We start from the raw sequence: 12574 nt of genomic DNA, 5'->3' as shown, positions 1-12574 counted from the left end.
GTCATGGTTTTAGACAAAAACACTGCAAAAAAAACAGCAGAGCTTCTCCTGCAAATTAATGCAATAAAATTGAAACCGGAAAATCCTTTTACATGGGCTTCCGGTTGGAAATCTCCAATATATTGCGATAACAGAATTTTACTTTCTTATCCTATCATTAGAAACTACATTCGAGATGAAATGGCAAAGCAGGTAGAACAATTATATGGCAAGCCAGATTGCATTGTTGGTGTGGCTACAGGAGCAATAGGAATAGGCGCTTTGGTCGCCGATAAACTTAATCTACCATTTGTTTATGTTAGACCCGAACCTAAATCTCATGGTCGACAAAATCAAATAGAAGGTCATCTTGAAGCAAACCAAACAGTGGTTGTTATTGAAGATTTGATAAGCACTGGAAAAAGTAGTTTAAATGCAGTTGATGCTTTAAGAGCAATCGATGCCAATGTAAAAGGCATGTTGGCAGTATTTACCTATGGTTTTGAAACTGCAACCAAAAATTTTAAAGAAAAAAATACAGAATTGCACACCTTAAGTAGTTATGAGTATTTAATTGAACAAGCTTCAGATACCGGCTATGTAAAAGAAGAGCAATTATTAACATTAATGGAGTGGAGAAAAGATCCATCTCAATGGACAAATAAATAGTTATGCTTATAGAAACGCCAAAAGCACAAGTATCAAAAAGTAAAGAGGAAACATTTAATTTTTTAAATGACCTATCTAACTTTAGACAATTAATGCCTGAAAATATTGACAAATTTGAAGTTTTAAACGAGAATAGATTTCTTTTTGCTTTAAAAGGTATGCCAGAAATAGTATTGGAGAAAAAAGACCAAACTCCGTTTAATCAACTTGTTTTAGGTGCCGCAAGTGAAAAATTACCTTTTACACTAACTGCAAATATAGAGGAAATTGAAAGTGCTAAAAGTGAAGTAGTTCTAAGTTTTACAGGTGAATTCAATGCAATGATGGCAATGATGATAAAAAAGCCGATCACGAATTTCGTTAACACACTTTCTACAAATTTGGAAAAAATCTAATACAGAAGTTGTATATCTTTTAAGCCAAATTCATGAATTTTATTATCTTCTAGTGTTACCATCAACATGCCGTTGATGGTAACACCAACTATTACGCCTGAAATCAGTTCTTCATTAGGCAACTTAAAATTACAATACACACCTTTTTTAAACATTTTAGAATGATACTGATCAAATAGTTCTTTTTCTAAAGAAGCCATTGGTTGATTTAGTTGTTCATGTAATTTTTCAACCAAAGAATAAAATACCATATCCAAATCAAAATCGCGACCAATAATTAATTTTAAGGAAGATGCATGTGGAGCATTTTTAAAAACAGTTTGGTTTACATTTAGCCCAAAACCAATAATACTTCTTTTAATTTGTGAGCCTGAAATAATATTTTCAATTAATATACCGCCTATTTTAGATTTACCTGACAGAATGTCGTTTGGCCATTTTATAGACAAATCAGGTACTCCTAGGTTACTTAAACAATCAATTATAGCTAAAGAAACAGTCATACTTACCAAAAACAACTTATTAACAGGAACGTCCAAATCCTTTTTCAACAAACTGATTGCTAGATTTTTATAAGGCTCAGATTCCCACTTAGCATTTAATTGACCTCTACCTAAGGTCTGATTTTGAGTAGTAACAATAGTAAAGTCCTCTAATTCTTTTTGCTGTAATAATTCTTTTAAATGAGTATTTGTAGACCCCGTGGCATCAAGTTTGATTATTTGCATTTACAGTACTTATTGTGAATCTTTAATGTATTGTTAAAAACTAGACCTAAAAGAACAAAAAAATAATAACTTTGTAAAAATTAAAATTTTTGAATGCAGGAAAGTAAATTTAGCAACGATGAGTTAATTGCATTAATAATACAGGGAATTGACGAAGTAAAAGGTCACAATATCAATCTTTTAGACTTAAGAGAAATTGAGAATACCGTTTGCGATTACTTCATAGTTTGTAACGGTACTTCCAATACGCATGTAAATGCGATCGTAGGTTCTATCCAAAAAACAGTAAGTAAAGCGATTCAAGACAAACCTTGGCACGTAGAGGGCGAGGACAATGCCGAATGGGTATTAATGGACTATGTAAATGTAGTAGTTCATATATTCCAAAAGCAAGTTCGAGAATTTTACGACATTGAAGGGTTATGGGGAGATGCAAAATTCACAACAATAGAAAGTAGCGTAAATTAATAAAAAAATATAATGGCAAAAGAAAACAAGACAAATCCGAAGAAACCAAAGTTTAGTTCTTGGTGGATTTATGGATTAGTAGCAGTATTACTTATTGGATTTCAATTATTCAATAGTGATGATTTAGCTAGCACCCAAAAAACGACTACTTCAGAATTACAGCAGTATTTGAGAAACGGTGATGTTAAAAAAGTTTTAATCATTACCAATACAAATCAAGCAAAGGTTTTTTTAACTGATGAAGCCATTGCAAAAGAAGTTCATAAAGACGTTAACGAGAAATCATTTCTTCCAGCTTCTGGCAATGTACCACAGTACACCTTAGATTATGGTGATCTTCAAATATTTCAAAATGAAATAACAGAGATTAAAAAAGAAAATAATTTAGATACCATTATTGAATTTGGTAAAGAATCTACAGCCATTTTAGATTTCTTACTATCCTTATTACCATTTGTTTTAATTATTGGTATCTGGATATACCTTATGCGTAGAATGTCTGGCGGCGGTGGCGGTGGCGCTGGTGGTCAAATATTTAATATAGGCAAATCTAAAGCCAAATTATTTGACGAAAAAACAGATACTAGAACATCATTTAAAGATGTTGCCGGTTTAGAAGGTGCAAAAGAAGAAGTTGAAGAGATTGTAGATTTCTTAAGAAACCCAGATAAATATACCTCTTTAGGTGGTAAAATTCCTAAAGGTGCATTACTAGTAGGACCTCCAGGAACAGGTAAGACACTTTTAGCAAAAGCCGTTGCAGGTGAAGCTAAAGTACCTTTCTTTTCATTATCTGGATCAGATTTCGTAGAAATGTTCGTTGGTGTAGGTGCTTCTAGAGTACGTGACTTGTTTAAACAAGCAAAGGATAAATCTCCTGCTATTATATTCATTGATGAAATTGATGCAATTGGTAGAGCTAGAGGTAAAAATAACTTTACAGGTTCTAACGATGAGCGTGAAAATACATTGAACCAGTTATTAACTGAGATGGATGGTTTTGGAACTAATACCAATGTTATAGTATTAGCAGCAACTAACCGTGCAGATGTATTGGATAAAGCTTTAATGCGTGCAGGTAGATTTGATAGACAGATATATGTTGATTTACCAGACATACGTGAACGTAAAGAAATTTTTGAAGTTCACCTAAGACCTATTAAAACATCTGAGGCATTAGACCTTGAATTTTTGGCAAGACAAACGCCCGGTTTCTCTGGTGCAGACATTGCCAATGTTTGTAATGAAGCGGCCTTAATAGCAGCTAGAAAAGAGAAAAAAGCTGTTTCTAAACAAGATTTCTTAGATGCTGTTGATAGAATAGTTGGTGGTCTTGAAAAGAAAAACAAAATTATAACTCCTGGTGAGAAAGAAACTATAGCTTATCATGAAGCTGGTCATGCAACTACTAGTTGGATGTTAGAACATGCTGCTCCATTAGTTAAGGTAACTATAGTACCGAGAGGACAGTCTTTAGGTGCTGCATGGTATTTACCAGAAGAGCGTTTAATTGTTAGGCCAGAACAAATGTTGGACGAAATGTGTGCAACAATGGGTGGTAGAGCTGCTGAGAAAGTTATTTTCAATAAAATATCTACAGGTGCATTAAGTGATTTAGAAAAAGTAACTAAACAAGCTCGTGCAATGGTAACCATCTATGGTCTTAATGATGAAATAGGAAATATCACCTATTATGATTCTGCTGGGCAAGATTCTTATGGTTTTTCTAAACCATATAGTGAAGATACCGCTCGCAAAATAGATGCTGAAATATCTAAGATTATAGAAGAGCAATACCAAAGAGCTATCAAAGTTCTTACAGATAACAAGGACAAATTAACGACATTGGCCGAACGATTGTTAGAGAAAGAAGTTATCTTTAAAGAAGATTTAGAAAAAATATTTGGTGTAAGAAATTTTGAAAAAGATATCCTAGCCTTAGAAAACAAGAAAAATCTTGAAAAGTTAAAAGATTCAGATTCAAAATCGGAAGAAGAAGAAATTACAGAGAATAACTAAAATTACAGTACATTAGATTAGCAATTATTTCAACAACGTAAATGGGGTTTTTAGATATTTTATTTGGTGGTGGCAAAAAGAAGGTTTCGAAAGAAACTGCGGAAACGCGAGGCGATCATATGCCAGATTTAAATATTCCCGTTGATGAAAAATTTACAATTCATTTTAAACAAAATGGAGGTAAATTTATTTACTGTGATTCTGATGTAGAAGTTTCAAGGGCAATAGAAAATATTGTTACCGAAAATAATTGGGAGAGTGAGCCTTTCTTTGTCTTAAATGAAAGGCTAGCCCAAAAATTTTCTAAAGAACCAATTACTTTTACCAATAATGCCAGACAGAGCGAAGTATTCTTTACTACTTGTGAGCATTTAATTGCGCAAAACGGAAGTATCCTAGTTTGTTCTAATCAATTGCACGAGAAAAAAGTAAATGAACTACCAAGCAATGTTGTTGTATTCGCTACAACTAGTCAACTGGTAGAATCAATAGGCGAGGGTTTGAAGACCATCAAGAAAAAATATGGCCAAAAAATACCGGCCAACATAACTACCTTAAAACACTTTAAAGCTACCGCAGAAAATTCAGATGATTTTCTAACGTATGGTAGTAGTACTAAAAATCTTTATCTTTTACTTCTGGAAGATTTATAGTATGAAAGAAATTTTACGAAGGTCATTAACAGGGGCTGTCTACATAATTTTATTATTGTCCGCAGTATTCTTAAGTTCTGATGCGTTCGATTTCTTATTCATGACTTTTGGACTTGCTTGTCTATATGAATATAAAAAGCTTGTACATTTAAAAGGATATCACATTTTCGCTGCATATTTAGCCATATGGTGGGCTTTCATTTATTTAGTAAAAGATCAACAACTAATAAATATATTAATGTTGATAACCATAGTTGTCGACATCTACCTCCTTGTTAATCTCTTTAGCAAGAAACCAATAAAATTTAATACCGCACAAAAATTTATTGTAGGTCTATTTTATATTGGTGGAGGATGTATTTTCCTTACTATGATTCCTTATAAAAATGATGCTTTCGCAAAATTATTAATTATGGGAATCTTTATTCTAATTTGGGTAAATGATTCATTTGCATATTTAGTAGGCAAAAGCATTGGACGCACTAAATTATTTCCTTCTGTTTCTCCTAAAAAAACAATTGAAGGAACCTTAGGAGGTTTTATATTTGCACTGGCAGCTGCGTATTTAATGGCTACCTTTGAAGCCTTGATTAGTCCAATACAATGGATGATACTTGCAACAGTTATTGTAGTTGCAGGAAGTTTAGGCGATTTAATAGAATCAAAATTAAAAAGAGCGGCAGGTGTTAAAGATAGTGGCGCCATATTACCAGGACATGGTGGTATGTTAGACCGTTTAGATAGTTTAGTATTTGCAGCACCGTTTGCTTATTTAACTTTAAATATTTTCAGTTATGTTTCATAGGGAGGGACAAAAAATAATATTGTTTTCTTTTGTAATTATTGGCGCTAGTGTTCTTCTAGCTCATTTTTTCATTGATATAGCGTGGCTAAAATTAGTTGTTCAATTATTGGGCTTAATTGTTTTAATAATTATTCTACAATTTTTTAGAAACCCTAAGAGAGTAGCGCTAAAAACTTTTAATGAAATTTTGGCTCCCGTTGACGGTAAAGTAGTCGTAATAGAAGAAGTTTTTGAAAAAGAATATTTTAAAGACAAGAGAAAACAAGTTTCCATATTCATGTCACCTGTAAATGTACACGTTACTAGATATCCTGCTAGTGGTAGCATTACTTTCTCAAAATACCATCCGGGTAAATACTTAGTTGCTTGGCACCCAAAGTCTAGTGAAGAAAATGAAAGAACTACGGTAGTTATAAAAACTCCTAAATTTGGTGAAATACTTTACAGACAGATTGCTGGTGCTTTAGCAAGGCGTATTGTAAATTATGCTGAAAAAGGAGAAAGTGTACAACAGGGTGATGATGCAGGTTTTATAAAATTTGGTTCTAGAGTAGACTTGTTCTTACCTTTAGATTGTCAAATTAATGTAAAACTGAACCAAAAGGTAAAAGGTGCCGAAACATGCATAGCTACTTTTGTTGACCCAAATGAAAAAGACGAACTTACATATTGAATTTGAGGAAACTGTTACTTTGGTAAATAATTATACCGAGCCAATTCCTGCAGATATACTTTTAAAATTGTACGCTTATTATAAAATAGCGAATTCAAATTTTGATAACCCAGGCAGTAAAACCCCTCTAATTAATGCCTTTAAGGCAAACGCGCTATTTCAAGCTAAGAATATGAGCAAAAAAAAGGCTATGCGTGCCTATATTGAATTGGCTAATAAAGAATTAAAATAAGCCAATATTTTGGCTTATTGCCGCAATATAAAACCTTGACCATGAATATTATCTATACTCAAATTATCATCCATCTCCAAATACTTCCGTAAACGTGTAATAAATACGTTCAAGCTTTTCTTGTTAAAGTAGTCGTTTGCACCCCATAATTTTATCAAAATATCCTTATGACTACACAATTTATTCTTTCTCACCACCAAATAATGTAACAGCTCACTTTCTTTGGTGGTCAGGTGAAGTGCTTCATTTTCGAACATCAATTCTTGATTAATTACATTAAATGTATACCTACCAATTTTAAAAATGGTAGCTTTTTCCCCAGCTGTGGTTCTTACGACCATTCTGGACAATAAATTTTCTATTCTAATGACCAGTTCTTCTTCATCAATAGGTTTTTTCAAATAATCTACTGCACCTATATAAAAACCTTTTAACACGTCTACTTTAAGGGAACGTGCTGTCAAAAACAAAAAAGGAAGCTCTGGAAAACGCTCTTTAATTTGTTCGGCAAGGGCAAAGCCATCCATACCTGGCATTGTAATATCCAATATTGCCAAATCATATTTTACGGTTTCCAAATTTTTAAGTGCACTTTCCCCATCGGCAAACCAACTTATTTTGAAATTTTTCATCCTAAGGTATTCCGATAATAAATACCCAAGATCCGTACTGTCCTCCACTAAGAGTATATTATGTTTATCATTATTCATTACACAGGGGTATTAAAAGAGATATTTGCGTTCCCTTGCCAACCTCACTTTTCACTTCAACTTTTCCTTTATGTTTTCCCACAATATTCTTTACGTAACTTAATCCAAGTCCGTAACCTTTTACCATAGTACGCTCTTTACCCGTAACTCTATAATACTTTAAAAATATCTTTTTCTGATCATTTAAGGATATTCCTTGACCGTTATCCCCTATCTCAATGACCAACCAATTATCCTTTTTAAAAGCATTGAGTTGAATGACCGGGTTATCCGCATATTTCTTTGCATTGTCCAAGATATTGTTAATAGTATTTTCTAAATGAAAAACTTCGGTTCTTAATATAAATTCCCCTTCTTGTATATTATAAGTAAAGGTTGCCTTCTCAATAGTCACCAATGTGGCAAATTCTTTGCACAAATTGAGCAAATATGGTCTAAAATCAACTTTTTCAAACTTTAATACATTCCTTTCGGACTCTAAACTACCTAGCTCCAAAACTTTGTCAATATGTACAGATAGTCTTTTTACCTGCTGCCTTATCATTCCTAAAATTGGTATTTGATTTGACAAGGCGGTTTCATCCAAAATTTTAGTAGCCAAACCAATTGAGAATACAGGTGTTTTTAATTCATGGGTTAAATTATTAATAAATTCATTGGTTGTGGTAATTACACGCCGTTGCCAATAAAATGTTCGCAACACCCAGACTATTGCAATACAAATACCCAAAATGAACAGGATACTCGGTAAGGTAAAACCATTTAACTTGGATAAAAAATACCCGTTCAAGTTCCTAAAATGCAATTCTAGCACTAGTCTTTTTCCAAGAAGTTGAGATAAATATCCGGTAAGCTCAATAGGGTAAGACTCCACATTATCCTTTACTTTAAATTGTTTGGGCGATTGAAGATAAAATGCAGAATCCTTTGTGTGAAGGGTATAACTAAAATCTGAATCAATCCCATTATTAACCAATTTTTCAGTGATATAATCATTTAAGAAAAAACTTGAGGCATCCTGTATACTATCTACGCTCATCGTAAAATATGCAGTATCCTTTTTAAGAGCACTGCCCAATAAAAAGGTGAGCTGGTTTTTGGATTGTAATCCTAAGGAAACATCACTACTTACCTTTCCTAGATTAGTATTGAACTGGAGTTTTGCCAGGTTAAGACCAATCTTTAAATATTGGTATTGTATAATGGCCAATCCAAACAAGGAAATAAACAAAAGGGCTACATACAGGTTTCTCTTCTTCCACATAATCCTTAAAGAAACTCAATTAGTTCTTAATATTAAACAAACTTAAGCTTTCATTAAGTGCATTAACTTTTCATTAATCTTTTTTGGACATCTATTAACCTCAAATTTAGGTCATAGTATTAAATTGGTCGTGAGTTAATTAATTAAACTTAAGTCACTTAAGTTATTTCAAATCATATTATGGTCATCTTCTTAATTTCTGGAGTTGACCATTTTCTATCAACCGACCAAACCTACAATGTTATGAACCACAAACAACTACCATTATTGGTTATTTTTTTAATAACTGTATTAAATGTTAAGGCACAAGGCTGTGTTGCCATTCGCCACTTTTCCTCTTGTGTAGGTAACAGCCTTGAAAACAACATTATAGGCAAAGGGGACTTTCAATTGGGATTAAATTACAGATACTTTAAATCCTTTAGGCATTTTAGGGGTACGGAGGAAGAACCTGATCGTGTAACGAATAATACCGAGGTGGTCAATTACTCCCATAGCACGGATTTCTTTTTAACTTATGGCATCAACAAAAAATTATACACCAGTATTACCATACCTAACGTCTTTAATTCAAGATCATCTTTATATGAGCATGGACGCAATGAAAGAAATACGACATTTTCAAGGGGACTTGGCGACATTCGTTTAGGTGTAGGACTTTGGCTATTGGACTTTGAAAAACATCCTGAAGGAAATATTGCAATTGGTCTAGGCTTAAAACTACCTACCGGAAATTATAATGCTTCTGATATTTTTTATAATGTAGGTCCAAGTGGTGAACCGCAGACCAGACCGGTTGACCAATCCATACAGCTTGGTGATGGGGGTCTAGGTTTTACCTTGGATGCGCAATTATACCAAAAATTATCCAATGGTATTTTTGGTTATGCCAGCGGTTTCTATCTTGTTAATCCTAGGGAAACCAATGGTATCAGAACCTTTAGGGAAACTTTAAATCCTATTCTTGAAAATGAAGCTATAATGGCGGTACCTGATCAATATTCCATAAGGACAGGATTAAGTTTTACACTAACCCCTACGCTTTCAAGTTCTTTGGGCGCGCGTTATGACTGCGTACCGGTAAAAGATTTAATTGGCGGCAATGATGGTTTTAGGCGACCCGGCAATGTATTATCAATTGACCCCGGACTAGCATTGAACCAAGGTAATTTCTCCTTTAACTTAAATGTTCCTTTTGCTGTTCGAAGAGACCGTCCACAAAGCATTACCGATCTACAGACAGAACAATCTACCGGTTCTCCAAGACATGGAGATGCAGCTTTTGCCGATTACGTGATAAATTTTGGAGTTACATATAGAGTGTACAATAATAACGTAAAAATTGACCAAGAATTACTTGATGAATTCAAGAAATAACCCTTTAAAGCAACGTTATGACTTTCAAACAAAACCTACAGTTCAATAACAGAATTCTACTATGGACCATTGGTATGGTCTATCTTTTTTTTGGTCTACTAAAATTTTTTCCCAATACTAGCCCAGCAGAAGACCTTGTACAGGAAACTATAGCTAATCTAACATTCAACTTAGTTCCTGATCAAATGGGATTATTACTCTTGGCGAGTTTTGAAACTTTCATAGGAATAGCATTCTTAGTAAACCTTAGAAATAAATATATAATCTATTCTAGCATTGCACATATAGTAATGACATTTACCCCGGTATTTATTTTACCGGAACTTCTTTTTGGTAAAAATGATTTTACAATCACTTTATTAAGTCAATACATCTTTAAAAATATAATTATTTTAGGAGCACTTTTATCATTGACAAAAGAGTTTAAAGTGGATGAGAAAAAGGTTTGTAACCAACCAATTATTAAAACCCATTAAAAATGAAGCTTTAAACAAGTTCATTCATACAACTCCGTAATATCTGCATCACATAAAGAACAGAAGAGCTCATCTAATTTCTTACAAACATCATTAAAAAAGCGTTCGCCTTTTTTTATTGTAGCAAATTCAGGATTACCAATACCTGTATCACTACTTACTTTAGACCACTGTCTTTCTGCCCAAGCCCAATCTTCATTGTAAGCTTTTATCTTAAACTTCTTAGCACTACCAATACCCCATTTTTCTTTTGGTAAAACTAAATCTGGTCTCAAATAAAGCATTAAACTTGTTTCCATTTCGTCTGCATGATCGCCTTTTTCCTTAAAGTATTTTGACTTATCGAACATTGGAGGAAAAAAACAAAAGCTAATAAACATTTTAGGAAACAATAAACCCAACTCACGAACAATTGGTTTAAAATTGTTGCCTCCATGACCATTGAATAACAATAGTTTATAAATACCTTGTCTATTTAATACTTCTACCAAATCCTTTAAAATAGCCAGTTGTGTAGATGGGTTTAAGTTCATATCCAAATAGATATCTTTTTGTCCCGTATTAACACCATAAGGTATTGTTGGCAATACCATTACTTTTTTACCTTTTTCCCAAGATAAACCGGCTGCCGATTCAACCATATGTTGAGCTTGATAATTATCTGTACCATATGGTAAATGATAGTTATGAGCTTCAGTTGCACCCCATGGCAATATTGCTAAATCAATTTGCTCATCTTTTAAATGCTCCCAGTTCGTTTCCGCTAGTACAAAAGGTCTAATCATAATACTAAAGGTACTATTAATAAATTCATTTTTAAAGCACAAAAAAACCCTTGAAATCAATCAAGGGTTCTATATTTTTTGAAAATATGGTTTGGAAGTTTCGACTTACAATACCTTTTTTCCTGATATAATATTGTACAAAATAACGATAACCGCTATTACCAATAAAATATGTACCAAACTACCGGTTGCTAGTCCAGGAACAATTCCTAACATTCCTAATAACCATATAATTATACAAATAACTGCTACTAACCATAATAGACTTCTCATAATGTGTGTTTTTTAGATTGTTTATATTCCAAAATTAAGAGAATCACCCCTTTAAGCTTAACTCAAATCAATGGATTACTAGCTCAAATTCTGAAACATATCTTAAAAACACCCCTTAATGGGTACTCATAGTCAATAACTTAAATCAATTTTTCTTTAAAAAACTCAATAGTCCGTGACCATGCCAATTCTGCGGCAGGTTCATCATATCTTGGTGTTGACGTATTATGAAAACCATGATTTACATTCGGGTAAAAATAAGCTACGTTTTCTTTACCTAGTGCATTCAAAGCTTTCTCATAAGCTGGCCACCCTGCATTAACACGTTCATCTAAACCGGCATATTGCAACATTAATGGAGCATTAATTTTTTCTATCCCCTCGGTAGGCTGCCCTCCATAAAAAGGTACAGATGCCCCTAAGTCTGGTACTTTTACCGCCATCATGTTAGATATCCATCCGCCAAAACAAAATCCCACTACTCCTATTTTACCATTGCAATCTTTGTGCGACTTTAAATACTCAAATGCCGCAATGAAATCTTCTAACATTTCATTTCGATCTCTAGTACGTTGCATTTCTCGCCCTTTATCATCATTACCAGGATACCCGCCTAAAGGACTCAACGCATCTGGAGCGATAGTAATGAAGCCTGCTAAAGCTGCCCTTCTCGCTGTATCTTCAACATACGGGTTCAACCCTCTGTTTTCATGAACTACCACAATCCCAGGCAGTTTATCAATTGCTGATTTAGGTTTAGACAACAGTGCTTTTATTTCACCACCACCTTTAGTAGAATTATAGGCTATAAAGCTTGAGTCTAAATCTGGGTTATTCTTATCTACTAAAAAAGTGCTTTCATAGTCCGGCATCAAAAAACTCATCAATGAAGGTACTGTAATACCGCCCACGGCATACATAGATAGCTTCTGTACAAAATCTCTTCGCTCTAGTTTATTATGCGCATAAGCATCGTATAAATCGAACACCTCTTGTTTAATATCTTCTTTTCTTAGTGATTTCATTTTCTTAGAAATTTTTGTTCTTTTCTAAAAATACAAAAAACGT

Annotated in this window: 16 protein-coding genes; 10 read left to right on the top strand and 6 right to left on the bottom strand. The window is 33.5% G+C overall.

Annotated features, from left to right (window positions below):
* Window positions 1–3 precede the first annotated feature (3 nt).
* Entirely contained in the window at window positions 4–648 is a 645-nt protein-coding gene (gene pyrE, locus BM296_RS18945; RefSeq protein WP_027067891.1) for an orotate phosphoribosyltransferase, read from the top strand.
* Between the two features lie 2 nt (window positions 649–650).
* Window positions 651–1043 (top strand): hypothetical protein, encoded by a 393-nt coding sequence (locus BM296_RS18940; RefSeq protein WP_027067892.1) that lies wholly within the window; start codon window positions 651–653, stop codon window positions 1041–1043.
* Here BM296_RS18940 and BM296_RS18935 read toward each other — a convergent pair.
* Window positions 1040–1771, bottom strand: coding sequence for a biotin--[acetyl-CoA-carboxylase] ligase (locus BM296_RS18935; protein ID WP_091905710.1), 732 nt, complete (start codon window positions 1769–1771; stop codon window positions 1040–1042). The two genes, BM296_RS18940 and BM296_RS18935, sit on opposite strands and share 4 nt — an antisense overlap.
* A 93-nt stretch (window positions 1772–1864) precedes the next feature.
* Between BM296_RS18935 and rsfS the strand changes: the two genes are divergently transcribed.
* From rsfS to BM296_RS18905, 6 genes are read left to right on the top strand one after another with little or no spacing between them, the layout of a single operon-like run.
* Entirely contained in the window at window positions 1865–2239 is a 375-nt protein-coding gene (gene rsfS, locus BM296_RS18930; protein ID WP_027067894.1) for a ribosome silencing factor, read from the top strand.
* Window positions 2240–2251: 12 nt separating this feature from the next.
* Window positions 2252–4258 (top strand): ATP-dependent zinc metalloprotease FtsH, encoded by a 2007-nt coding sequence (gene ftsH / locus BM296_RS18925; protein WP_027067895.1) that lies wholly within the window; start codon window positions 2252–2254, stop codon window positions 4256–4258.
* A 41-nt stretch (window positions 4259–4299) separates the two neighbouring features.
* A complete protein-coding gene (locus BM296_RS18920) occupies window positions 4300–4911 on the top strand; it encodes an LUD domain-containing protein (RefSeq protein ID WP_027067896.1) in 612 nt (203 codons plus the stop codon).
* Window position 4912: 1 nt separating this feature from the next.
* Window positions 4913–5716 (top strand): phosphatidate cytidylyltransferase, encoded by an 804-nt coding sequence (locus tag BM296_RS18915; RefSeq protein ID WP_027067897.1) that lies wholly within the window; start codon window positions 4913–4915, stop codon window positions 5714–5716.
* Window positions 5706–6389, top strand: a complete 684-nt coding sequence (locus tag BM296_RS18910) for a phosphatidylserine decarboxylase family protein (protein WP_027067898.1) — start codon at window positions 5706–5708, stop codon at window positions 6387–6389. Before BM296_RS18915 ends, BM296_RS18910 begins: the two co-directional genes overlap by 11 nt.
* Complete coding sequence (locus tag BM296_RS18905) at window positions 6364–6621, top strand: acyl-CoA-binding protein (protein ID WP_027067899.1); 258 nt, start codon at window positions 6364–6366, stop codon at window positions 6619–6621. The genes BM296_RS18910 and BM296_RS18905 overlap by 26 nt, the downstream gene beginning before the upstream one ends.
* Before the next feature lie 14 nt (window positions 6622–6635).
* Here BM296_RS18905 and BM296_RS18900 read toward each other — a convergent pair whose 3' ends face one another.
* Both BM296_RS18900 and BM296_RS18895 read right to left on the bottom strand, forming a co-directional pair.
* On the bottom strand, window positions 6636–7331 hold the full coding sequence (locus BM296_RS18900; protein WP_091905707.1) for a response regulator transcription factor: 696 nt from the start codon (window positions 7329–7331) through the stop codon (window positions 6636–6638).
* Window positions 7324–8595 carry a sensor histidine kinase gene (locus BM296_RS18895; protein ID WP_091905705.1) on the bottom strand — a complete coding sequence of 424 codons (1272 nt, stop codon included), beginning with the start codon at window positions 8593–8595 and terminating at the stop codon, window positions 7324–7326. The genes BM296_RS18900 and BM296_RS18895 overlap by 8 nt, the downstream gene beginning before the upstream one ends.
* A 243-nt stretch (window positions 8596–8838) precedes the next feature.
* Between BM296_RS18895 and BM296_RS18890 the strand changes: the two genes are divergently transcribed.
* Together BM296_RS18890 and BM296_RS18885 are read left to right on the top strand one after the other, a co-directional pair.
* A complete protein-coding gene (locus BM296_RS18890) occupies window positions 8839–9972 on the top strand; it encodes a transporter (protein ID WP_091905788.1) in 1134 nt (377 codons plus the stop codon).
* Window positions 9973–9989: 17 nt separating this feature from the next.
* A complete protein-coding gene (locus BM296_RS18885; RefSeq protein ID WP_091905702.1) occupies window positions 9990–10448 on the top strand; it encodes a hypothetical protein in 459 nt (152 codons plus the stop codon).
* A 20-nt stretch (window positions 10449–10468) separates the two neighbouring features.
* Here the strand turns inward: BM296_RS18885 and BM296_RS18880 are convergent, their stop codons facing one another.
* From BM296_RS18880 to BM296_RS18875, 3 genes are all read right to left on the bottom strand, one after another.
* The gene (locus BM296_RS18880) at window positions 10469–11233 is read right to left on the bottom strand and encodes a creatininase family protein (RefSeq protein ID WP_091905699.1); all 765 of its coding nucleotides are present in this window, start codon (window positions 11231–11233) and stop codon (window positions 10469–10471) included.
* Window positions 11234–11338: 105 nt separating this feature from the next.
* Window positions 11339–11506, bottom strand: a complete 168-nt coding sequence (locus BM296_RS19330; protein WP_027067903.1) for a lmo0937 family membrane protein — start codon at window positions 11504–11506, stop codon at window positions 11339–11341.
* Between the two features lie 140 nt (window positions 11507–11646).
* On the bottom strand, window positions 11647–12531 hold the full coding sequence (locus BM296_RS18875) for a dienelactone hydrolase family protein (protein WP_091905696.1): 885 nt from the start codon (window positions 12529–12531) through the stop codon (window positions 11647–11649).
* Window positions 12532–12574 lie beyond the last annotated feature (43 nt).

Origin of the sequence: Maribacter stanieri, from assembly GCF_900112245.1 — a bacterium.
Taxonomy (GTDB): Bacteria; Bacteroidota; Bacteroidia; order Flavobacteriales; family Flavobacteriaceae; genus Maribacter; species Maribacter stanieri.
The sequence above is the reverse complement of the archived record's forward strand: the minus strand, read 5'-3'. Positions and strand labels throughout refer to the sequence as shown.

Coding starts and splice junctions, on each gene's coding strand:
- pyrE (WP_027067891.1), top strand. CDS start 4: ATGGTTTTAGACAAAAACACTGCAAAAAAAACAGCAGAGCTTCTCCTG.
- BM296_RS18940 (WP_027067892.1), top strand. CDS start 651: ATGCTTATAGAAACGCCAAAAGCACAAGTATCAAAAAGTAAAGAGGAA.
- BM296_RS18935 (WP_091905710.1), bottom strand. CDS start 1,771: ATGCAAATAATCAAACTTGATGCCACGGGGTCTACAAATACTCATTTA.
- rsfS (WP_027067894.1), top strand. CDS start 1,865: ATGCAGGAAAGTAAATTTAGCAACGATGAGTTAATTGCATTAATAATA.
- ftsH (WP_027067895.1), top strand. CDS start 2,252: ATGGCAAAAGAAAACAAGACAAATCCGAAGAAACCAAAGTTTAGTTCT.
- BM296_RS18920 (WP_027067896.1), top strand. CDS start 4,300: ATGGGGTTTTTAGATATTTTATTTGGTGGTGGCAAAAAGAAGGTTTCG.
- BM296_RS18915 (WP_027067897.1), top strand. CDS start 4,913: ATGAAAGAAATTTTACGAAGGTCATTAACAGGGGCTGTCTACATAATT.
- BM296_RS18910 (WP_027067898.1), top strand. CDS start 5,706: ATGTTTCATAGGGAGGGACAAAAAATAATATTGTTTTCTTTTGTAATT.
- BM296_RS18905 (WP_027067899.1), top strand. CDS start 6,364: ATGAAAAAGACGAACTTACATATTGAATTTGAGGAAACTGTTACTTTG.
- BM296_RS18900 (WP_091905707.1), bottom strand. CDS start 7,331: ATGAATAATGATAAACATAATATACTCTTAGTGGAGGACAGTACGGAT.
- BM296_RS18895 (WP_091905705.1), bottom strand. CDS start 8,595: ATGTGGAAGAAGAGAAACCTGTATGTAGCCCTTTTGTTTATTTCCTTG.
- BM296_RS18890 (WP_091905788.1), top strand. CDS start 8,839: ATGAACCACAAACAACTACCATTATTGGTTATTTTTTTAATAACTGTA.
- BM296_RS18885 (WP_091905702.1), top strand. CDS start 9,990: ATGACTTTCAAACAAAACCTACAGTTCAATAACAGAATTCTACTATGG.
- BM296_RS18880 (WP_091905699.1), bottom strand. CDS start 11,233: ATGATTAGACCTTTTGTACTAGCGGAAACGAACTGGGAGCATTTAAAA.
- BM296_RS19330 (WP_027067903.1), bottom strand. CDS start 11,506: ATGAGAAGTCTATTATGGTTAGTAGCAGTTATTTGTATAATTATATGG.
- BM296_RS18875 (WP_091905696.1), bottom strand. CDS start 12,531: ATGAAATCACTAAGAAAAGAAGATATTAAACAAGAGGTGTTCGATTTA.